The sequence below is a fragment of the Pedobacter sp. P26 genome, assembly GCF_050632135.1.
Classification (GTDB): domain Bacteria; phylum Bacteroidota; class Bacteroidia; order Sphingobacteriales; family Sphingobacteriaceae; genus Pedobacter.
This window is the reverse complement of sequence record NZ_CP192574.1, coordinates 1,764,120-1,786,806: the sequence shown is the minus strand read 5'-3', so window position 1 is coordinate 1,786,806 and position 22,687 is coordinate 1,764,120. Positions and strand designations below refer to the sequence as shown.

Here is a 22,687-nt window from a genome sequence, read left to right as displayed (position 1 = left end):
CAGCTTATCAATGTTAATATAGCTCCTTTGAAAGTCAACTATAATTTTCACATCCCAAGATACTATTATTTCTCTGCTACATTTGTGTCATTTAATCGCAATGCCACTCGCATGCATCCGGTAAATTAAAATTTGTTGGGCTGATTTTTAGATAAATTGATTTGTTGAGTTACAAATAATGAAGCCAAAAAAACGGATACTTAGCGAAATCCCTAAGTTTAGTTTTCGTTAAAAAACTCCAGCGTTGATCTAATTATTTCCATTTGTAAATCTCCTGGACTGGTCACAATGCATCCAACCATTGACGGCCAATCGTAAAATGCTACTTTATCGACGAGCAAGATCCAACGAATGATTGAACATGGCTACACTAACATATAGTCGGTATTGAATTTGAAAAAGCCAGGATATCCATCCTGGCAGTCTAACGTCACCTAAACTAACCCACTGATATCCCAATCAGCGAATATTTATTTTAACATACGATCTTAATCGCGCTTGCTTCAGTTTTGAACTCTCTTTTGTTTAGCACATTCAACAGTAGTGCAGCCTTCACATTTTTTGAGAAAACTCTATTGATTACAAAACTTATTGACATTATCATTACAAAATAAGATCATTCCGTTTTTCTATTTATTTGCTCATTCCATTAAATAAGTGGCAAAATAGCTTCTTAGTTTTTTCTGAAAATAAGTTTTATATGGTTCTTCATACGTATGACTTTGACCCGGCAAAACAAGTAGGTCGAAATCTTTCCCCGCCTTGATCAGCGCATCAGCCATTCTAAACGTATTCGCAGGATTTACGTTCTGGTCAGATTCACCGGTTACCAAAAGTAAATGTCCCTTCAAGTTTTTTGCCAGAGTCTGGTTGATCTCCATTTTGGAACCCAAACCATTATAAGTTTCTCCCCATGTGCGATTATATATGCGATTATCGTGGTCGCCGGATGAGGAAACGGCAGCTTTATAGAAATCGGGATAGGTACAGATTGCCGTTGTAGCCATTGCACCACCGCCCGAGTGCCCAAAAATGCCCAACCGATTCAAATCGATGAAGCTAAAACGGCCTGCCAACTGCTCAAGTCCATTTTTATCATCCTCCAGAGCATAATCTCGCAACTTTCCGAAGCCATACTTATAATATGCAGCGTTACGATAGGGTGATCCACCACGGTGCCCCATTACGACAACAATAAATCCGATTTGCGCCAGAGATGTATTATTATATCGGTCGAAAACGGTAAAATCATTCCAAACAGTTTCTGTAAAGGGTCCCGGGTATACCTGAGATATAATTGGATATTTTTTGGCTGGATCAAAGTTGAACGGTTTCCACATTAAACCATAGAGTTCGGTTATCCCGTCCTTAGCTTTAACGCTAAATCGTTCGGGCTGCTTCCAGCCATAGGCATACAACTGTTTCAGATTTGGTTGATAGGCTTGTATGATGAATTTTCCATTATTGTCCCTAACAACTGTTCTCGGCGTTAGGTCGGTTCTGGAGAAGTTGTCCACAAAATATTTTTTCGACGGCGCTACGAATACCGAATGATTGGCATCTTCGGGGGTTAAAAGCTTAGGCTGGTTATTATCATCAATGGATTTTTTATATAAAAACGAATAGTTTGGATTGAAAGCTGGATTTTTCCCATAACCATAAAAATATATAAACCTATTTATGGTATCGATGGAGGCGATTTTACCAGCTGTCCAATCTCCATTGGTTATGGTATTGGTCAAGCGGCCCTGATTATTATATAGATAATAATGGCCCCAGCCTGAACGGTCGCTCCACCACAAAATATCCTTTCCTTTATTTAAAATGGATACGCTAAAAAGATCTGTATTGATAAAAGGTCTGCTGACTTCGTTTATTATGACACGCAATTCGGCAGTTGCAAAATTAACAGCACATAGTTCGATTTCATCACGGGTTCTTTTCTTACGCAATAGAAACACCTCTTTTCCTATATCCTGTTTCTGTAAAACTTCAACCTGCTGATCTGGCCATCGGTCCAAACTTACTTTTTTTAATGTATGAGTAGTAACATCTCCTATAAAAAATTCATACTGTCCCACATCTTTATCTTCCGGAAGTTCATATTTATATGTTGTGACATAAGGTCTTTTTTCGAAGATGGAGTTGGTCACAGTCATTGTCCCAACCTTTCTGTTATCTTTCCGCAAAACATAAAATGCTTTGGAGTCAGAACTCCAAACGGCATCGGTCGCAGTAGGAGCATTTGCAAAAGCATCTGTTTCGTTCATCGAAAAAGAATGATAGGCAGAGCCATCATCAGAAAGCCTAAATTCAGTAGTATCTCCAACAACCCCTTTTAGATAGAGGTCATGCTTATCAGCATATAAAATCCATTTCTGATCGGGAGAACGATTGCCTATAAGATTTCGAGGAGTGGAAGAATTTATAGATTTTGGCTGTTTAACCAATTCTTTATGAGTATAATCATAACTGTATTTCTCTTTGTTATAAGTAACCTCTACGGTCCTTTCGTCTTCAGAGAAATTCGCATCGTAGGCAATATCTTTAGGGTTCGGCGCGACCTTATTCAATTGAGTCAGACTAGCGATTATGACCTGTTTATCAAACAAAGGCTGCTTTCGCTTAAGATTGGCATCTACTAAAGAAAATTCGTTTTTGCTACCCTCCGTTTTTTTATCCGTTGCAAACCAAAATTTATTGCTTTTTTTCAAAAAAAATGGAATAATCTGTAGGCGACCAACCTGTTTTTGTAGATTAGGAACATCAAATCTCTCCGCAGCAGCATAATTTGGACTCTGTGCCAGCAGCTGTGCCGGGATCATTAAAAGGAAAAGGATGGCGATCTTATTCATTGATTATAGAAGTAGAAGAAGTTAATTTTTTCGAATATTTTTCACAAAAATCAATCAAATATTCGTTTTTTGATTTAGTCAATATTACGTCCGAAATCTCCTTCATGTAAGGAAAAGTGCGATCCGATAAACTACAAAGAGTATAATAGTTAAATACTATACTCATGTTTTTTTGCGTAAAGCTCCCAACATGATCTGCAATTAACTTACCTGCCTTTTTTACATCTTTCTCACCACCGGCCATTGCAACGGCAATCAGTACATTTAGCTGGCTTTTGTCTTTAAACCTGCTTTGGTCGACCTGAGTCTTAAAAACCTCAAATTCTGTTCTGGAATAAGGATGATTTTTAAAATAATTACCTAATAGGCATTTCTCCGCAAGTTTTTTATAGGCATTATAAATCTTGCCATCAACAACTTCTTTGGCATTATGCTTAATAAATTCTGTATAGTGTGCCATTAAATAACCAAAGTTAGTGCTCCCTACTTCAGAAATAAACAGGGATTCATAACTTTCCCCGAACAAAAACCAGTTTTCTGGTTTTACTTTTTCTTTATCGTTCAATAGACCAAAATACTCTGCAGCAATATCTTGCCCAAACTTATTTTCCTTTTGTTTGAACTTTTGCAGGATCATTCTTAAGTCAGAGGAACTTACTTTAGATATACTTCAAGATCTTTTTTTGAAAATCTGGGATAACCGCGAGCAAATTAATACGGAAAAATCTTTTGGAGCATATCTATTTAGGATCGCAGAAAATTTGGTATACGACTATTACCGCAAAGCGGCTCGTGACCATAAGATGCAAAATGATATCATACGAACCAGTACCGAAATTTACAGTTACATCGAAGAAGATATTTTGATTAGGGAGAATTCAAAGCTGTTACGGGAGGCGGTGTCAAAAATGCCACCCCAGCGGAGGCAAGTTTTTTCATTATGTAAACTAGAAGGAAAATCCTATAAGGAAGTTGAGGAGATTATGGGCATAAATCCTAAAACGATCAATAGCCATCTTTTTCAAGCACGCAAATTTCTTATTGGCTATTTTTCAAAAGATAGCGGAATGTCTGCGATTGTAGTCACAAGTTTTATTATGAAATCCATTATAAGATAGTTTCTGTAAGACGCATTAAATAATATTTTAAATTGCGATATTCTCCTAAGAGAATTTTGCCAGCAGATATTTTGTGGAGATGAATAATTTTATATTAGACTTTGCTTGATTGTTAATCATTTAGTATCTCTACCCAGAGCTAAATTAATTAGTTAGCGTTATATATCAAATGCCATTTTAGGACAGATTTGCTTTTCGCTCGGTCTATTTTGACGGATTCATCAACGAAATGTTATCTGGATTCAAAGAAAATCGGTTTTTGAATAAAAAAACCTTCTTTTGGTGAGTAGTACAGAATGTATTTTTATCCGTTATTTGAAAATATTTCTAATGTTATAGATCGATGTTAGGCAGTGTTGATATGAATGGCTACATACTCAATTAAATGCAAGATATAAACATGCGATTGTTGGAAGATAGATTTCCTTTTTTAAAATAGTTTATAGCAAATGACAATATAAAGTCCAACATAGAAAGCCTGTATTTAAGCTCCCCTATTTTTTTAGTTTTGCTAAAAGATGGCCCTTCAGGATACTATCTATAGAAAATCAGCCGATCAAAAGAACACATAAGATAAAAGATATTTTTCTGAGGCTATTAGAAGATCCAATTTCTTCAGGGCAACAGTGTGTTGAATCCAGCTCTGCTTTTCATAAGCTTAAAGACCGCTTAAACCTAACCACTAGTCCTTTTGAGCAAAATGAAAGGATCGATTGTCCGAAAAAAATGGCGGTGGCTGAGAACCATTGGCCATTTTAAACGGGACAATCGATTTAATTAGCAAATGAGCCGCTTGTTAGCCTTTTATTAATGAATTGAGATTGGGAAATGCCTTATTTACTAGCTACTGTATTAGTATTTTCCAGGAGTTTATCTTTAAAGACATTTTTTATGGATAAAATAAATTCAATCATTTCATTAACATTTCCGGAAAAATACTTATTGCAGATATTTTCGATATCCCTAATCATCAGATCCTTTCTGGTGAACGTGACATAATATAGATAGCCTTCCGGTGTCTTTCGATGATTTAAAATTAACCGGTTTTCCATCAATCTAAGCGCCAAAGAGATGGTGCTGACTGCCATAACAGGTGCAGCCATTCTTTGCCTAATCTCTTTTGTTGAAAGCTCTGGGACATCCAACAGTACTTCAATAATTCGTCTCTCAATATCATTAAACTTTAAAATATTCATATAAGTATAAATAGTATAACAAAGGGATTTATGGATTAGATTTAAGATAGGCTTTATCAAACAAATACTTTTACAGCTTAGTTATGCTGGAAGGGAGGTAATTAATTGCTATAAAATCAAATCAGAACTTTACCTGCCACTAAATTAGGTACCCAACATCCGGAAAAAATAAAGCAAATACATTTACCTAGGTTTTTTTAGAGGGAAGCGTAATCTATTAATCTGCATCGCCAAAAAATTAACAAAATTTTACGCTCATGAAGCTGGATACAAAATGTAAATTTTTACTAAAATACTGATCATACTTATGCGTTAATTAAATTGAATGAAAATACTTGAAGCTGACTAGTATGATCTGAAGATACAGGTTTAATAAAGAATCTCTTTTAGGAGATCCTTTATTTATTGGAAATTCTTTTTTATTTACAAATCACTGCCGAAAATCCTCTTCAATTCTTTGTCCAGTTCAGTCCCACGTAAATTCCTTGCAATGATCTTACCTTTAGGGTCAATCAAAAAGTTTTGTGGTATCGCTTTAACTGCATAATTATCAGCAATTCTCTGTCCATTGGCCGCCTCATCTAAGATCTGTGTATATGGTAGTGCATCATCTTTCACAGCTTTAAGCCATGAATTCTTGTCTTTATCCAGCGAAATGCCTAATACTTGAAATCCCTTATCTCTAAATTTATCGTAAGCTTTAATTACATAAGGGTTTTCTGCCCGACAGGGCTTACACCAGGATGCCCAGAAATCTATAAGAACATATCTCCCTTTGAAGTCTGCAAGCTTAATCATTTTACCATCCATGTCACTTTTAGAAAACGTGGGCGATAAGGAACCTACATAAGTTGCCTTGGTTGAAGCCAGGTCTGCTCCCAGGGTTCTCCCAGCACTAGTCTTACGTACTCTTGCAGAAAGCAGATGATAAAGGGGCTCTATTTTCTCTACCTCAATTATTGGTCCCGCCACCCTGCTAAGTATTTCAGCGCTTATATCCGCATCAGGATTTTCTTTGATGAATTGAACATTCAACTGTTCACGGACCAGAATTTCATTTTTATATGCAGATGCCAGCTCATCGTTTAATTTTCTCAAACTGGAATCTTTCGGGTCAATTTTTGACCACTTGGCAGAAATTGATTTTAGTTTGTCCGAATTTTTTCTCAAAAGGGTTTTATAAAGCCTAGCCTGTTTATTGATCACAGGCCCATCAACCTCCCCGAATTTTAAAGAATCCTTTGCTAAAACCGTAATCAATCCCTTTTCAAGATATAACTGGAGGAAATCCTGGGTTTTCTCAAGCCCGGCACCCGTGTGATCCAGTGCAAGCTGGGCACTTTTATATTCTGATAATGCTCCCTGGAATGTAAACCGCCCATTTCTTACGAGCGTTGAGTCAGTAATGGTCTTGTTCCCATTGCGGAAAATCAGAAATGCTTTGGTTCCTGGTCTCTGTTTTAGTCCTTGTATGGTAACATTCAATTCATATGATGCATTTTGTGCCTTTATCATAAACGGACTTAACAGCACTAACGTGATTAATTTTGCTTTTTTCATGTTTTTTGTTAAAATGTATAAAATTAACAAGTGGCGCGCCAAATGAAAGTGCACCGCTTAGTTTTAAGGATTGTTGATCATTTCGGGGTTGGCATTCATCACCACCAAATCGAAACGCATGGTCAGTCTTTCCGGCTTAAGGGTATAGATTTCTAGAGGTTGACCGTTCGCCGCATTATATTGAATATGTTGATAAACTTTGTCTCTGAACAGCGGATCAACAGACAGGCGTCTCATATCATACCACCTATATCCATAAACAGCGAATTCTCTCACGCGTTCATCTATTATGAACTTGATTAAATTGTCTTTCCCCGTAATGTTAACTTCTGCATCAGCTGCAGGCATACGCAATTTCCTGAAGGCAATAAGCGTCTTCAGGGCGCTGGCAACATCACCTATTCTCGCTTCGCATTCGGCTTTCATGAGCTCCACATCAGATAAATAAGCCCCTTGAGAAGCTTGAGAGGCAAATGGGCCCTTTCTTCTCATCAGTCCGGCCGGATTTGATATGGTACTATTATTGGGTTTGTCCGTGAATGATTTCAGACGTTGGTCATTTGGCCCATACAGATTAATAACCCAAGGTGCTACTACAAGATCATTTGATGTTGACGGCCACGTTACGCCGCTTGTTCTGGTATATAAGCTCTCTGTGTTGAGCAAAGAACTTACCGTCCAAGTGGCGACCTTATACGTTTCGTTATAATCATAAATGGCTACTGGAAATTCAGTAGGATAATGCGTTTTTGCAGTGTTGATCAGAGCCAACGCCTTTGCATAGTCACCCATATATAAATAAGCTTTAGCCAACACTAACTCTGCGCCAGATTTGGTTAGTCGGATTCTAGCGGTATTGTTGACCGGGAGGAATGGAATAGCTTCCGCGAGATCTGCAATGATTGACTGGTAAACCTGTTGCACTGTAGCGCGAGTAAACGAGTTTTGTGTAACATCTGCTTCAGTAATTATAGGGATTCCAGGATCAGTAGCTGCTGTTTCGTTATTGTAAGGCTTCCCGTAAAGGTTTATCAGCATCAGGTTGCAATATGCCCTATTGCCCTTTGCTTCCATTTGCAGCCTTTTTTTGTAATCGTTGTCCGATCCTTCAGATTCCATAACTTCATTTATGATCTTATTGTACAGATAAAGTTGCTTGATAGGGGTCGACAATTCCGGAGCACTGACATTTGGGTCATAGATATTCGCCTGCCAGGTGAATAAACGTACAGTTTGAATATTTGCGGAACTAAAAAAGTTACTTATCGTGGCTACATCGTCGCCCATGGGAACACTTGGGTGATTCGCGCCTATCGATAATACGGAGTTTGCGTCCAGGAACAAGCCCTCATAATCGGATGTTTTTTTAACTATTAGTTTTCCTTTTGGCTTTAATTCCAAAAAACTTTTTTGCAGCCACCCAATATGTTGGCTGTTAGCAAAAACAAAATAATGATATTTATTTTTCTCATGATATTTATTCTAAATACAAAATTCTACAGTGAAATATTTGCACCAACAGATATGGTATTCTGTCCGGTACGCAACGACCGGATACCGCCGACTTCTACGTCCTGCCTTTGAAATTCCGGGTCTATGCCATATTTATTGGCTTTCCACAGCATGATATTTCCCACCTGAGCGAAAACCCTGAACGCATGGATAGATATCTGCTTTAATACATTTTCAGGTAAATCATAGCTTAGGGTGATGTCTCTAAGCTTCACGAATGAGCCGTCAACTACGTTAGTGTTTGAGATCATGTAATACCATGGATAACGCGCAGCATTTTGCTGGGCATTGCCGATAAAGGAAGGAATATCTGTAAACTGTTCGTCTCCCAGTTTTTTCCATCTATTGGCAAAATCACTATTGTAATTGGTAGCCCGTGCATTGATACCCGTATATTTTGTATTCACATCTCTCCTAATTACATTGCCTGCATTGAATATCATGTTGGCCTGAAGATTGAATGATTGATATCGGAATGAATTTAAAAATCCCCGGACCATTTGGGCTGATAAGTTCCCATATATAAAATATCCTCCGGTTTCGTAGCATTGAAAGCCTTTGTGATTGTTCCATTGTTTAACCTAACCTGCGGATCTCCGACTGCATCCAGACCCGCATAGTTGTATGCAAATATGGGATAGGCAGAGTAGCCTTCTACGAAACTAGCCCTTAGCTTATCAACACCCGTGCTGATCGCACTGGCGTTCACCTTGGTGATGGTATTGGTGTTATGGGCCCCGTTGAATGTGCTGCGCCACTCAAATTGAGCACTTCTGATATTCACCGTAGTTAAGGATAGCTCTATCCCTTTATTTTTTAATTCCCCTACATTTCCAAGTACGGTCGAACCCGTTGCGATCGCAAATGGATTAATGGCGTACTGATCCAATAGATCCTGGGTATTTTTCCAGTATAGGTCAAGTGATCCAGAAATTCTATTATTTAAAAAACCGAAATCTGCCCCGATATTAGTGTTTTTAGTAAGTTCCCACGTCAATATCCGGTTTGCAGGAGTAATTAACCTATATATATTACCATTTGAGAAGGTATAATTGAGGCCAGCACCAGGACCTATGATATCATCGGAGGATGCCGTTCCTGGGGATGGTGAATTGCCTGTTATACCATAGGTTGCGCGAAGTCTAAAGATATTCAGCCATTGAAACTCCTCCATGAATTTTTCTCTGTTCATATTCCATAATCCACCGACACTCCATACAGGTTTATTCTGAGCAGATTTGTCTTTTCCAAAAAGATTGGATTGATCAAGCCGCAGACTGGCATTGATCCCATATTTATTTTGAAAGGTATAGGCCAGGTTTGAATAGTTAGAAATCACGCGGGTTTCTAACTCAGTGTTAGCGAAATAATCCCGGGAAGCAAAGTTAAACCCTTGATTGATCGGATTGACAACATTGAAGAAGCCGTTCTCCAGTGTTTTGTAATCAATGGAAGGAAAAGAATAAAGATCATCATCGAATCCTCTTATCAGATCTGATGAGACAACAGTTTTCATCCGCTGTACTTCACTGCCGACGAGAACGGTAAGCTGGTGCTTGCCATCCATCCAATCCCGGTTATAAACCAGCTGGTTTCTTAATGTCCAGTCGGTAGAATTACTGTTATTGGTCGTCAAACGTCCACCGGTTTTCGGAAAGTTATATGTGAGCAGCTTCGTCGTGGCATTGTAAGTGGCAAAGCTCATGACCTCAGACCTGACATCGTAAAGATCCTGACCTTCAAACTGCCTTGAACTATTTTTGGCCAGAACCGTGCTATAAATTCCTTCGAAACGTAGTCCTTTAATTAATTTGACCGTCAACCCCCATTTAGTCTAGCCGATAACCCGTCCCCTTTGGTATAGCCATTGTTTGGCTCATTAAGTGGTACATAATTAAGGCTAACACCTCCGATTTTCTCCGCTGGAATCCGTAATTCATCCGGAAGATACCTCCAAGGCATGCTAAGTGATTCCCCGTTATCTCCTTTAAAAAGTTGATAAGGGGTAAAATTCGATGTGAAAGTGTCCCATGGTTTCGATTCGCTACGATTATGTGTTATATCTGTAATTAAATACAATTGGATGCGGTCACTAACCTTGAAGTCCTGTCTTAGGTTAAATTTGAATGTCTCGCTGTTGTTATCCGGAACATTGCCATTATTTTTCGCCAAATTGTAGTTAAAAGACCCGTAAGCAGCATATTTTTTTGAACCGCCGCTAACAGATAGAGAGTGATTGGTTACCCATGTATTCCTATAAAATAAGTCTCTGATCTGATCTTTATTTGAAATACGGGAAAGGCTGTCCAACTTAGCATTTGCAACTGCTTGCGTGATCAATCCTCTGGATAGGTCATATAAGGCCTGTTCATGAGGCGGGACAGTTAAGTTCGTTCGGCTGATAACACTGGCCCAAGGGGTAACCGAGGCATCAAAGATTTCTTTTGACGCCTGAATAAATTCCTGGGAACTGAGCACAGGTAGATAATTTAAATCCGGACGCTGTTGCAGTCTGGTATATGTGTTGTAATCGACTTTTAGCTTTCCAGAGATGCCACCTCTTTTTGTTGTAATAACGATTACCCCGTTAGCCGCTCTGGCTCCCCAGATAGAAGATGCTGTCGCGTCTTTTAATACCGAAATATCGGCGACATCATTTGGATTGATCTGAGCAATATCGCTGATTGGAACACCATCAACTACAAAAAGAGGAGACTTGGAAGCTGAAAGCGTACTTACCCCCTGATTTGGAACTGATCCGCTCCCGGTGCATTATTGACCGTAAGACCCGGGATTAATCCATCAAGACGTTGAATGATATTCATTGTTCCAACGCGGTCATTAAATGTTTTCATGTCCGGCTTAGAAAATGATCCGGCACTTCGTTCTCTTGACAGTGATTGATAACCTGTGTTCACGACATTTACCTCTTCCAGACGTGCTGTAGATAATGCTAATTTAATCGTAATCAATTCTGATAAATTCTCGAGTAGTATGATCTCTTTATTGTCGTAGCCTACAAAAGAGACAACCAGTACTGTTCCAGTGTTCACATCTGTGAGGGTGAAACGGCCCATGTTGTCAGTAGTTGTTCTTTTATTACTGCCTTTAATGCTGATTGTTGCTCCGGCAAGCGCTTCCCCCTTTTCATTTTGTATTAAGCCATTGATAGTGGCATAGCTCATTGGTGAACTGCTTATTGGAGATGTGCCGGATTTTCCTTTAATAATTATAGCTTTATTTGAGATTACATAGGTTAAATTTTGATTTTGTAAAATCTGATTAAGCGCCAGGCGTAAATCCATATTCCTGATGTTAGCATTAACCAGTTGGGTCCTATTTAACTGTTCTGATGCAATCAAAATATTATACCCTGTTTGCTTTTTGATGGCATTGAATAATTTGGAAAGTTTCGCGTTATGTTCTATAAGCGTTACTGTTTGCGCCATGCTTACTGCATTTACCTGAAGCAATGTGGCAATAAGAAGCAATACAGTTAGTTTTGCCAATCGGGTAGTTTGGCGGAGCGGGCGTTTTAGTACCTGCGGAATGATGTTAAAAGCATAACAATATTTCATACTTTTGAGTTGGTTTGAGTTTGGTTGAATTGATATTAATGGTTAGTTCAAGTTGGTTTTTCCCGACAAGTCGGAAAAGGATGCTCCAGCCCCAGTCAGGCCATGTTGGTCCATCGTCTGACTTCATCTGTCTCACCCGTGCAGGAGTTATTCAAGTAAAATTTTCTTCATAATCTGTTATTGGTTTAGGTTGTTGATTTTTAGTTTATCACATATATTCGCCTTCCTTCCAGCCTGAATTTAACTTCACCTGTCAGTTCAAGGTTTTGTAAAACTTGTTTAATGTTTTCATACCTGGAAACACTGCCCCAGAATAGTTTTGATCTGTTTTTTCCTTCGTAGACAATTTCGACATCGTACCAGCGCGCCACTTTTCTGAGTATACTTTCCAGTGTCTCATTGTCAAAAGTAAATTCATTGTTTTTCCAGTCTATAGCACTGTTAACGTCTACAAATTTCACTGTAAAACCTTGAAGGTTATATTGAGATTGCTGCCCGGGCAGAAGAGTGTGATGTTGGCCGCTTTTTAAATTTACCTTCACACGGCCTTCCAGAAGCGTAGTTTTAACAACAGGCTCATCTGGATAACTGTTAATATTAAAGTGCGTTCCCAATACTTCTACTTGCTGACTTTGGGTCTCAACAACAAATGGGTGCAACTTATCTTTTGCCACCTCGAAATAGCCTTCGCCTGATAATTTTACTTTACGCCTGCCATCTGCTCCCAGCTGGGTGTTGAAGGTAAGGCTAGAAGATGCGTTAAGCCACACCATGGTTCCATCCGATAGGTTAACAATATAAGTTTGGCCAGCAGAGGTGGAAACGGAGTTGATTTTATTTACTGATTGCCCATTAGCTTCAATCTTATAAATCAATTTTCCTTCTTTGGTTTTAGAAATCGACACTCCCGGTTCTTTTGCAAGTTTTCCATCGAGATCTCCCATCAAAATTATCTTCTTCCCATTTGAAAGCGTCAATGTGGCACCAACTTTTCCAGGCACGACAATATTTTTATTTACGGCTAAATTATCGGTCTTGGTTTTTTTAGACTCCTTCTGATAAAAGTATCCACCTGCTGCTATAGCAATAGCAATGGAGGCTGCAATGGAAAGTTTTCGCCAGAGCTTAACTTTTAAAGATATCTGTTTTGTTTTGGCGGCTGCCTTTTCCATTATCCGGCTAAGCATCATCTCTTCCGGCGTAATTCCCAGCGGCTGATGTGGGGTTAAGTCAGCGTTCAAATATGCTTTGATCAATTCCTTTAGCGTATCGTCATGGACCCCGGATGCCAATATTTCCTGAAACTCTAACCGTTCATGATAGGTTGCCGTTTTGCTAGTGTATTGTTTGAATAGGTAGGTAAGTCTTTCCATCTCCAATAAAGAGTATTTTCATAGAAGAAAGGTAGTAGACGTTCATAAAAAAATATTTTTTTATTTATGGCAAATAAATGCACTGGTCAATACCATAACGATAATGGGTCCAATCTTTATTTCTAAATGCTTGCGGATAAACTTTACGGAGTTGTAGATCTGGGTTTTTACAGTTTCTGGTGATATGTTTAAAAGAGATGCGATTTCCTCGTACTTGAGTTTTTCCTGCCGGCTTAGCTGATATATCCGCCGCTGTTGAAGAGGGAGTTTTTTAACGACTTCACCAATCATAGTCCGAAAATGCTCAGAAGGGCTTTCTAAAGCTTCGAAATCTGCCTCCCATTGTAAATTCTGCTCTAATATTGGCTGCAATTTTTTTCCTTTGCTAATCTTTTCAAAACTGTAAAAGCTTGATTCTGGCAGAGGATAAACAGATAGCTGCTTAAATTTTGAATATCTGCCAACTTTTCTTTCCTCAACCAAATAGTAACGAAGGCATCCTGGACAATTTCTTCAGTTAAGATAATGGATTCTGTGAGCCTTAAAACTGCTTCGCCTAGACCTTCATAGTACCATCTAAATAACTCAGCAAACGCTAACTCATCTCCAACAGCGATTTTCGCCAATAAATCTCGCTCATCATGATGTGGGGTTATTGCCATTGATTAAATTTTGGTCTAATTTACAAATAAACCTTTCGTATTTTTTTACAACTATTTTTAACGATAGAACAAAGTCAACGTTGGGTGATAAGCGGATAAACCAATCTGGTTACGACTCTCAGCTAAATTGATAATCAATACTTTATAATGAATTAATTTTTGATTAGGCTGGATCAATCCATTCTGGTTTATCTACCAATATAGTTAATTTATGCTTTTCGGATCAATTTACTATGGTACTTAAAGGCAAACTATATTTACTGCTAGCAGTATGCTTGCTAAGCATATCTGAATTAACTTTGATTTACGATTTTCTCTTTGACATCCTCACATAATCGACCCCAAGGTTCCTAGTTGAAAATTTGTACTGTCTTTACTTTTTGTTGCCATTTTTCGGTTTTTAATGACAAGCGGTAATAGGACTTTGAGAAAGTAATATCGATTCCGAAAAATTCACAATGTCGAATCAATTCCTAACTGGGCATCGAAAAGGTTAGGCCCAGAAATACTGCTATATTAATCTGACCTCGATCTAGGTAGTAACTCCAGTCCTTCATGAATCGAAAAAACGCAAAAGGACATAACAAAATTAAATGCAAAACTGAAAAAAAAACACAATTATAGGCCAAATACCATAAAATTTATGGAAATAGCAGAATGAATTGAATCAAAAATATATTATATCTAATTTTACCGACATAAATTACACGGGATCATTTTAAAACAATTAATTTAATTTGAGAAGAATGAATATTTTTTTTATCAAAGAGAGTGCGACATTTATCGGCCATGGTTAGTAAAAAATCAATGGCATAGTGGAAAATAATCATCTATCAGGTATTTCCAATGAATTATTTTAGAATTTAGTTAGATGACTGAACTGGTTTATGTGGCCGCAGGTAAATGATTTGAATGCTTTAATAAGTGCAGAAAACCAATTTAAAATATGGAGATTTTAGTAGGCAATTTTTCTGAGGAAAATGCAATAAGAATAAAGAAAGCGCTAAAAAATGAGTACCGAAAATGATGGGGTTATCATCCCTGGAATGGCTAGAAAAATTGTTCACCATCACCCAATCGAAGTAACGCATAATTAAAGCAGATATCTTCAAACCTGAGGCTGATTTTTAGATTACATTTAATTTGGCTGGTTCAGAAAGATTGGGGAAATCTAAACTCCAGAAATTCCAATTTGCTATATATAATATTTTTATGCACTGACAAATCCTTACATATGGATTAAGTACAACCTCTGACCGTGGAGTAGCGATTAAAAAGAATTTTTGGAAAGGGGACAAAAACCTTAACCAGATAATGAAAATGGTGACGTAAAAGTCGCCAGACTTTAGATTAGTTAATAGTTTATCAAGGGCATTGCCGGATGGCGTGCCCTTCTTTAATCTTTTTTCAATAAGTTATCAATCTAAAATGATCATGGATCTTTGTTCTCTTTAATTTTTCTGCCAAAGGCTAATATCCCTAAACTCGAAACCAGGAATGAGATGGCTGAGCATAGAACATACACACTATAAAGCAATTACGGTTTTGCACTCTTCTTACGCTTTACCGGTTGTTTTTGAATAATTAACTGTCCATTTATTTTTGCCCATAATTTATCCTTTAAATGATCATAATCTAATTCTGTATCTACTTCTAATGATTCTTGTGTTTTAAGTAAATACCATGTCTCAATTTTTGCTTGTTCATTGATAGTTGATTTCTGTTCGAGAAACCGTTGGATTATACTTTTAATTCTTTTATTGTTTCGCTTTTCCATAAAATAGTATCATAGGATGGAGATGATTCATGACGATTTAAAATCCGCTTTCTTTATTCTCACCAAAATATGTGGTGTGTGACAAATACCAATTCTGGATATGCTAAAGGCTTTGATAAATGTAGCAGCTCAAAGTTTTAATATCTAATTAATACGTTAAGTAGCTATATCGACCTGGCGGATTACCCTATGATAGACCATTAGTTAAAGCGTTATAATTTTGAATTTTAAACCATAGAATTTTACACAATAAAATTGCTTTTTTCAAATTGCAATACCTCCTTTATGGCTTTTTTTTGTTACCAAGTATGGATAGTTTTTTATTTTATTAGGATTATAATTTCTATCCACCATCAGAAACTGAGAGATTTAGCTTCACAACTTCATAGCAAAAACTGTTCAGATAACCTCAAACTATCCAATCAAAAAGGCATGAGATTTTATCTGAAAGCTACAATTTTTCATTAAGAAAATCAAACTTTTTGCTTAGCTATCCATCGTAATCAGCCTATATTCTGCTCCATCTTTTTAGTAAATTTAATATTAAAATAGCACAAAACTCCTAATTTTAAATTTTCTCACACAATTACATTATAAAAAATCGTCTAGTTTGTGTTAACAGAAATGACTGTTAAATCTCCAAAACCCACTGAATCTCGCTGATCCGGATAGGAATAACTCACTACAGATCCAATCTATCAATATAGAAGCGTAGGCTAGTCATTGCTTTGTTCAATACTTTACCTGTCTTTCTGTGGTTCCGACTTAAAAGGATTACAAATGCCGAATAAGAATAGCTCCTTAGCCCCAACGGATTAAATAATATCACTATTGAGGAATTGTAAGCCGCAAATTGCGAAGAACCTGCACGTGTTAGGGGACAAGAAATACTTTTCTTTTTTTTGACTTCCTCATATGAATTTTCGTTCTGGCAGGCAAGTATTGGAAAACTTAATAAAACTCAAGGGAGCCTGATCATTTTACAACGACACAGGCTACTTAACTCCTATTTACCTTATCTTTTGATTCGAAACAGATTTCGAATGCTAAACTTCAGTAATCGTTTCCTGAAATATTTAGAATGGCACTTTTATATTATGGTAAGATTGATAGTGAAACTGGCAGAAACTTTATTTCCGGAGGGGGTGTGTAAATCAGCATCTCTCTCATCTGGAATTTATCCCCTGAACTCAACCGGCCAGGATATTGGCCAGCTTTATACCTAAAGTTCTGTGCATCAAATTCACTAAAAACTCTCGCGTTCGCTCCAAAAGAAGTGACTTTACCAGCGCCATCGAACCAATGACCATAGCCATTTGCCGTTGTAGTGGGATTGAGTGAGCCGTTTGGCTCAATCGCATAAAATTTTATTAATGTGCCCATGTTCTTGGTGATTTCTTCCTTAGGCATTTGAAAAGCAGCCGCAAGTTTCACCACATCTACGTTAACAGCTGCATAGTCATAATTGCTCGTGCTACGAGATACAGAAATGTCATATTGGAAGGAAACATCCTTTGGTAGCTGATTATTATAGCCAGGTAAGTTTGTGTTTTGGAATTTCACCTTGTAAGGCCACTGCATATCGTTTGAATTGTTGCTGTCCCAGGCATGTTGATCATATTTTGAGGGAGCACCTGTTACGACAAACCATAGACGGCTGCAATTATCCGGTACAACGAATGTTGCAATACCTGTCTTATTCGAGTTCTTTGCGCTATATACCCTAGAACCGTCATTTAATAGTGCTACAAAACCATAGCGCCATCCGGCAACTGTGGCATCTACCGGATTATACCCCGGGGCGTTCGGGATGCCTTGGAAATCTGCGGAAACCAGTGTCCCCCCTACAGGAACCTCAAGCGGAATTACATTATAACCTGTAGTTTGCGGGCAAAAGCTTGGGTCCGGCTGAAACGAACCATCAGGCATCTGATTCATCTTATATCTATGTGAGCCAATGCTCTTAGCTCCCAATGTTCGTAGATTATCGGTATCCCAAGTAACGAATCTGGTGGAAGCCTCATACATCTCATCGTGTAGTTGTTCAAGAGTTAGACCATTTAGACGTTGATAAGTTTGAATAGGGTCCTCATATGCTTTGGATTCACGCCAAATCCTTCCAATGAAAGCTATACCGCGTTTTTGTGCCCAAAATTGGTGAATCATGCAGTTATTGTACCTATAATCTTCATGTAAGAGATGTTTGTGATAATTTTGAGTATAAGAACTAAACCAGCTTCCAAAAAACTCGTTAGGATAAGAATTGAAAGCCTGCCATTGAGCAGTTTGTTCCCAAAACCCATTGTTTCCTGCCCCATTACCACTAAAGCCCCATCTAAAACCATGTCCCGTACCCAGGTCGCAGGCGACCTGATATTGGAAGCTATGCCCGATTTCATGTGCAACAGTGGTTCCGACAGGATGGCATGTCGCAGGGCTTATCCATAATGCGCCTATTGTATCGTCATAACCTAAACCTGTTGCCCGCCAGGTATCTTCATAATACAAAAATATCATAAGCTTATACTTTTCGAGCTTTGAGCTGCCGTTTCCCAATATTGCGAACTTGAGTACATCTACATTGAGTTTATAATATTCTTCTGCCTTCGAAAGCAAATCATCTATATCAACTCGATATTTAGAGTTCACTAGTTGTGAAGAAGGTTTATTTTCTCCATAACCTTTAGCCCAGAACACGATAAAGTGATCTGACTGTTGCGAACGACTATAACTCCATTCACTTTCGACAGAATTCCAATCCATGTTCTTCATTGACCTGGGTTTATAAACCTCCAACTTGGCTACAGGATTATTGACATTTTTTTCTCGGCAGTATCCTCCGAAATTTCATTCTTTTTACATCCAGTAGCTACAATAAGAAAACAAAGAGCTACGATAACAGTTCGTGGTATAGAAGAAATGTATTTCATTTTTTTCATAATTTATTTGATTAGAATGTATCTGTAAATTGCAAATAATAAGCCAAATTTTATGACCATATATTACCCATATTATATTACATTTTAACGCTTATAAAATTTACAAAACACAAACTATTTGACTAATTTCCCCGCAATTCCATTTCCTTAACATTTTTTAAAATATAATACACCAAACATTCAAAACTGCATTTTATCACGCACTAAGGCAGATAATAACGCCAGAGCCATTTACAACGAAAAAAATAATTGTTAAGTTTTTTAAAAGATAGTTAGTTTTGTCGAAGCTTTCATATAGGTAGATATTTATTTGATTTAATATATTTTTAGCAAAATATTCTTAATAATATATCAAAATTATTAACGATATTTTGATATAGGTTAGAACTTGATATCAGAATGATTTGCCATCTTTCATTCTCAAACCTTAGTCAATACGATAATCACCCAAACCATTTCTTGCATGTCGACCTTATTGACTACAAAACTTCCCATGTGAGATGGTAACGAAAGCTAATGCCAACCCAACTAGTAAAAATTCCCAGCGGGGGTATACTAGACTTCTTCATGCTTAAAGACAAACATCTTGTAGATTCTCTCGCACGTCACTTTTTAGTTGAAAAACCTTCAAGTACTTCAAACTAAAGTGCATGGAGACATCCGCCTCCGCGCAAATTAAACTAATTAACTAACTAACCTGTGTGTAAGGCTGAGAAAACCTTTGAACACAATTATCTTCTGCACGCCCGTCATCACTACAAAGTTGATGCTTATTTTCCCATTTGAAAGGTGGTATATAAACCAAATAGTGGGGGGTATTTAAGCAAAATACTGTTTATAGCGTAGAGAATCAAATTCTTGTTGTAGTCTCCAGACTCTAAAAGACCTAATTCAGACAATTACTATTATGAAAACACAACCCTGCCATATCGCATCCCTTTGCGATATCTTCGTATATAATCAGGGAATTCATCAATAGTCTGAGAACTGTTCACGTAAACTCCTGATGCCTTGAACCAGTCTGAAATGCAATTTATTTGAGTTGAAGATCACTTTGAACCAAAACTTCATCATTTTTATTAGGCCTATTTTATCTTGTAAACCCAGAAATCATCCAGCCAGAAATGGCTTTGATGAGCCTAGAGAATTTTGATTTACTCATTTCTATTTCACTTGTAAATATTGTCAGGTTGAAATCCTTATCCAATAGATGGAACCTGCCGATAGCTATATATTTTTATCAAATTCACTATATTCCACAGGAACTTCGAAACTATTGTTTTCAGGGTGATCTCACTTAAGAAATAAGTTTTAAGTGTATATTATACCTTGCATGGACTTTTTATTCTTGCTATTAATAAGTTGTTTTAAAAGGGTGTTGTGACATAATCATCTGCTCCAGACTCTACAGCTCTCAATCTGATTTCTGGGGACGGAGAACAAGTAAACAGGATCATGTGAATACTAATAAAATAAGGAGATTCTTTCAGCAATCCACAGAATTCCACTAAATTTAGATGCTTCATAACCACATACAGATTATTAAAAACGATTCATTTTCAACAATTAAATCGAAATCAACATTAGAATCATCGGTCAAAGTTACTTTTTCCAATAAAAGTCACACATAATTTCGAGTAGCCTCATCCTCATCAATAAACAGTTTTTTTGTCTTATTTTGGTCAATGGGATTATCCCAACTTCAGGTAAGGTGATGGAAATAAATTGAGAAGTATCCATCTCACAGCCAGCACCAATTCCCTAAATATTGGGCAAATTGCCTTGTTTCAATGATATGATACAAAATGCGATTACCGTCGATGAAGTTTCCTATATAACGCACACCGTTCAATTATCAGAATCAAAGGTTCCTTTTTCACTATATCATTATCTATTTGAAATCTTCCCAGCTGATAATAAAGGTAGCTCTTTAACATACTGTTCACAAAATTTAGCAATAACATCAGCTGGCATTATAATGGTAGAAGTGCGGCTATGTCGGCCGATATTGATTCCAACAAAATGTCCGGCCACATCAAATACAGGACCTCCACATTCGTTCGCCTTAATTGCTGCATCCTGCGCAATCACTTTTTTGAACCCGTCCGATCGGGGGCTTCTACCGCCTGAATAAGAGTCGCCCGTGTGACCAACTGGACGAAATATCCCCAGACGTATCTTTTGAAGCATGGCTTTGCCATCTCTAAAGATTTCCATCGAAATTGTATCATTCTGATAATATTTGGAAAGCACTTCTATATATTGTTCTGGACGATTTATTGCTATACCGTTAATGGATTTAATGCGGTCGAATGTCTTAAGAATGCCATCAGCTGGGTAGCCTTTGGGAATTTCCGTAATAGTTACCTGATCATTGATAAATTTGGTTTTCGCGCCAAGAAAACCGAAGCTATATTTCATTTCCATCTCAATTTCGTGAGTACTGGCAATTCCTACCTTTGATTTTCCATCTGCTAATGCAGAAAAAAGTACAGTACCTAGGGGTATGCTAATTTCAGCTGCTCCTAAAGAGAGGTCAATCCCCGAGGGCAGCATGTTATCAATTCTTAACAAAGCCAGATCATTCTCCTTGTTCCGATAAAATGTCTTGGCTTTGAACTGTTTTCCCCTAAAAGTAATTAGTGCTTGGTCACCAACTGACGAACTCTTCGTCAATATCCCCTGAAAAGGTTTTCCATTTATTTCAAATTTTAAAATTGTACCTAATGAGAAATACATTACATGGTCATACACTGTGCTGCTGATATTAATTACAGAACTGGCATTCTTAGTTTTTATTATTGCCATTAAATCCAGTGGTGGAATAGTATCTGAATCTATTTTACAACTTGTGGCTACATTATTGATTGACTTCGGCAAAGAATCATAGCTAATGGGAACATGTAAGGCATCCCAGTACCGGCGATAAAGATCTATTGGAACCTCGAAATTTTGCTGCTCATTGTTTAAAATCCAGCTGTGTATTCCAATCAAACGGCCATTTACATCGAAAAGTGCCCCGCCTGAATCACCAGGCTCCATTTTGCAACTTGACTGAAAATTTCCTTTAGAAATATCAGTAGTTTCGATTCTCCCCAGCCTGACATTTGGTAATTTCTGCTCGAAAGTTCCAGGAAAAGAGATTCCTATGCAAGGTTGCCCGACGATCATTTCACTACTGTAAGCCATCTCAGCAAATGGCCATATGCCATTTTCAATAATCTGCATCATAGCCACATCAGTCGCGGGCTTATCTTTTCCTAAGGAGATGCGGCCGAGTCCCTTCGCTAGTATTTTACGCCCATTAGGAAAGCAAAGCTGATAAATCTGTTTCGGTTGGGTAGCATGAGCAGCAGTAAGTACCAAGCCTTCTTCATTGACAACTACACCACTAAACTGTGATACGGCGAGCGTTTGCGATAGGGTATCAAAAGCTGCAATTTTAACGGTGGCACCCATAACTTTTTTCACTACCGCTGCAACAAGCTTCTCTATTTTCTTAACATTAGCTTTGGTCTGACCGAAGCCCGTTGAATAACTCAACGTTAATAGTAAACCCACAAAGATTCTCTTGTACATATCTTTTTAGTTTTGATTAAATGCCTTTAAGCCTTAATAATACTTCTATCATTTGTTTATTAGTTTTCCACTCCACCTTTGGATCAATTAACCTTCCTTTTCTATTTATAAGAATGTAGCGTGGAATGTATGCAATATCCAAATCGTCCGGAAAAGCTGTATCTCCGTTGATAAACCACTGATCTGTGATCCTTCCGTTAAATCCCATTCCATTTCGCCACCTTCTTTCCTGTGCATCTATAGAGATCTGAATACAAACAATATTCTTATCCTTAAGTAATACCTTTAGGGAATCATATTCTGGAAATTTGTTAATACATGGTCTGCACCAAGATGCCCAAACATCAACGAAAACGTATTTACCTTTAAAATCAGAGATTGAAACGTTATTTCCTTCTTTATTAATAAATTTATATTTCGTCATATCCCAATTTTTCAGGTCAATCTTTGTCTGAGCGAAGGTAAATTGTATTGAAAATATGAAGACAACGGTTAAGATGCCCAATAAATTATATTTGAGTGTTTTATCCATATTTCT

At 37.6% G+C, this 22,687-nt stretch carries 17 protein-coding genes and 1 pseudogene; 1 reads left to right on the top strand and 17 read right to left on the bottom strand.

What is annotated here, in order from left to right; genetic code table 11:
* Positions 1–641: 641 nt before the first annotated feature.
* Positions 642–2,855, bottom strand: a complete 2,214-nt coding sequence (locus tag ACQ86H_RS08280) for a DPP IV N-terminal domain-containing protein (protein ID WP_431294437.1) — start codon at positions 2,853–2,855, stop codon at positions 642–644.
* Positions 2,848–3,492, bottom strand: coding sequence for a hypothetical protein (locus ACQ86H_RS08275; protein WP_431294436.1), 645 nt, complete (start codon positions 3,490–3,492; stop codon positions 2,848–2,850). Before ACQ86H_RS08275 ends, ACQ86H_RS08280 begins: the two co-directional genes overlap by 8 nt.
* On the opposite strand from ACQ86H_RS08275, the gene ACQ86H_RS08270 reads away from it, so the two are divergent.
* On the top strand, positions 3,473–3,973 hold the full coding sequence (locus ACQ86H_RS08270; RefSeq protein WP_431294435.1) for an RNA polymerase sigma factor: 501 nt from the start codon (positions 3,473–3,475) through the stop codon (positions 3,971–3,973). The two genes, ACQ86H_RS08275 and ACQ86H_RS08270, sit on opposite strands and share 20 nt — an antisense overlap.
* A gap of 833 nt (positions 3,974–4,806) precedes the next feature.
* Here ACQ86H_RS08270 and ACQ86H_RS08265 read toward each other — a convergent pair.
* The 15 genes and pseudogenes from ACQ86H_RS08265 to ACQ86H_RS08195 all read right to left on the bottom strand — a co-directional run bounded on the left by ACQ86H_RS08265 (position 4,807) and on the right by ACQ86H_RS08195 (position 22,681).
* Positions 4,807–5,169, bottom strand: a complete 363-nt coding sequence (locus tag ACQ86H_RS08265; protein ID WP_431294434.1) for a BlaI/MecI/CopY family transcriptional regulator — start codon at positions 5,167–5,169, stop codon at positions 4,807–4,809.
* Positions 5,170–5,592: 423 nt separating this feature from the next.
* Entirely contained in the window at positions 5,593–6,729 is a 1,137-nt protein-coding gene (locus ACQ86H_RS08260) for a redoxin domain-containing protein (RefSeq protein ID WP_431294433.1), read from the bottom strand.
* 63 nt (positions 6,730–6,792) lie between these two features.
* Complete coding sequence (locus ACQ86H_RS08255; protein ID WP_431294432.1) at positions 6,793–8,130, bottom strand: RagB/SusD family nutrient uptake outer membrane protein; 1,338 nt, start codon at positions 8,128–8,130, stop codon at positions 6,793–6,795.
* Positions 8,131–8,225: 95 nt separating this feature from the next.
* The gene (locus tag ACQ86H_RS08250) at positions 8,226–8,684 is read right to left on the bottom strand and encodes a hypothetical protein (RefSeq protein ID WP_431294431.1); all 459 of its coding nucleotides are present in this window, start codon (positions 8,682–8,684) and stop codon (positions 8,226–8,228) included.
* Between the two features lie 38 nt (positions 8,685–8,722).
* Positions 8,723–10,063 carry a hypothetical protein gene (locus tag ACQ86H_RS08245; protein WP_431294430.1) on the bottom strand — a complete coding sequence of 447 codons (1,341 nt, stop codon included), beginning with the start codon at positions 10,061–10,063 and terminating at the stop codon, positions 8,723–8,725.
* The gene (locus ACQ86H_RS08240) at positions 10,060–10,719 is read right to left on the bottom strand and encodes a hypothetical protein (protein ID WP_431294429.1); all 660 of its coding nucleotides are present in this window, start codon (positions 10,717–10,719) and stop codon (positions 10,060–10,062) included. Before ACQ86H_RS08240 ends, ACQ86H_RS08245 begins: the two co-directional genes overlap by 4 nt.
* Before the next feature lie 126 nt (positions 10,720–10,845).
* Positions 10,846–10,926: pseudogene (locus ACQ86H_RS08235) on the bottom strand (hypothetical protein); the annotation flags it as partial.
* Between the two features lie 50 nt (positions 10,927–10,976).
* Positions 10,977–11,819, bottom strand: a complete 843-nt coding sequence (locus ACQ86H_RS08230) for a carboxypeptidase-like regulatory domain-containing protein (RefSeq protein WP_431294428.1) — start codon at positions 11,817–11,819, stop codon at positions 10,977–10,979.
* A gap of 200 nt (positions 11,820–12,019) precedes the next feature.
* Complete coding sequence (locus tag ACQ86H_RS08225; RefSeq protein ID WP_431294427.1) at positions 12,020–13,192, bottom strand: FecR family protein; 1,173 nt, start codon at positions 13,190–13,192, stop codon at positions 12,020–12,022.
* Between the two features lie 60 nt (positions 13,193–13,252).
* Positions 13,253–13,564 (bottom strand): sigma-70 family RNA polymerase sigma factor, encoded by a 312-nt coding sequence (locus ACQ86H_RS08220; protein ID WP_431294426.1) that lies wholly within the window; start codon positions 13,562–13,564, stop codon positions 13,253–13,255.
* On the bottom strand, positions 13,549–13,854 hold the full coding sequence (locus ACQ86H_RS08215) for an RNA polymerase sigma factor (protein WP_431294425.1): 306 nt from the start codon (positions 13,852–13,854) through the stop codon (positions 13,549–13,551). The genes ACQ86H_RS08220 and ACQ86H_RS08215 overlap by 16 nt, the downstream gene beginning before the upstream one ends.
* Before the next feature lie 1,537 nt (positions 13,855–15,391).
* The gene (locus tag ACQ86H_RS08210; protein ID WP_431294424.1) at positions 15,392–15,631 is read right to left on the bottom strand and encodes a hypothetical protein; all 240 of its coding nucleotides are present in this window, start codon (positions 15,629–15,631) and stop codon (positions 15,392–15,394) included.
* Positions 15,632–16,726: 1,095 nt separating this feature from the next.
* Positions 16,727–18,403: a DUF4859 domain-containing protein gene (locus ACQ86H_RS08205; protein WP_431294423.1), complete on the bottom strand. Its 1,677-nt coding sequence runs from the start codon at positions 18,401–18,403 to the stop codon at positions 16,727–16,729.
* 2,054 nt (positions 18,404–20,457) lie between these two features.
* Complete coding sequence (locus tag ACQ86H_RS08200) at positions 20,458–22,149, bottom strand: trypsin-like peptidase domain-containing protein (protein ID WP_431294422.1); 1,692 nt, start codon at positions 22,147–22,149, stop codon at positions 20,458–20,460.
* 16 nt (positions 22,150–22,165) lie between these two features.
* Positions 22,166–22,681, bottom strand: a complete 516-nt coding sequence (locus tag ACQ86H_RS08195) for a TlpA family protein disulfide reductase (RefSeq protein WP_431294421.1) — start codon at positions 22,679–22,681, stop codon at positions 22,166–22,168.
* Positions 22,682–22,687 lie beyond the last annotated feature (6 nt).

Coding starts and splice junctions, on each gene's coding strand:
- ACQ86H_RS08280 (WP_431294437.1), bottom strand. CDS start 2,855: ATGAATAAGATCGCCATCCTTTTCCTTTTAATGATCCCGGCACAGCTG.
- ACQ86H_RS08275 (WP_431294436.1), bottom strand. CDS start 3,492: ATGATCCTGCAAAAGTTCAAACAAAAGGAAAATAAGTTTGGGCAAGAT.
- ACQ86H_RS08265 (WP_431294434.1), bottom strand. CDS start 5,169: ATGAATATTTTAAAGTTTAATGATATTGAGAGACGAATTATTGAAGTA.
- ACQ86H_RS08260 (WP_431294433.1), bottom strand. CDS start 6,729: ATGAAAAAAGCAAAATTAATCACGTTAGTGCTGTTAAGTCCGTTTATG.
- ACQ86H_RS08250 (WP_431294431.1), bottom strand. CDS start 8,684: ATGATATTCAATGCAGGCAATGTAATTAGGAGAGATGTGAATACAAAA.
- ACQ86H_RS08230 (WP_431294428.1), bottom strand. CDS start 11,819: ATGAAATATTGTTATGCTTTTAACATCATTCCGCAGGTACTAAAACGC.
- ACQ86H_RS08225 (WP_431294427.1), bottom strand. CDS start 13,192: ATGGAAAGACTTACCTACCTATTCAAACAATACACTAGCAAAACGGCA.
- ACQ86H_RS08215 (WP_431294425.1), bottom strand. CDS start 13,854: ATGGCAATAACCCCACATCATGATGAGCGAGATTTATTGGCGAAAATC.
- ACQ86H_RS08210 (WP_431294424.1), bottom strand. CDS start 15,631: ATGGAAAAGCGAAACAATAAAAGAATTAAAAGTATAATCCAACGGTTT.
- ACQ86H_RS08205 (WP_431294423.1), bottom strand. CDS start 18,403: ATGAAGAACATGGATTGGAATTCTGTCGAAAGTGAATGGAGTTATAGT.
- ACQ86H_RS08200 (WP_431294422.1), bottom strand. CDS start 22,149: ATGTACAAGAGAATCTTTGTGGGTTTACTATTAACGTTGAGTTATTCA.
- ACQ86H_RS08195 (WP_431294421.1), bottom strand. CDS start 22,681: ATGGATAAAACACTCAAATATAATTTATTGGGCATCTTAACCGTTGTC.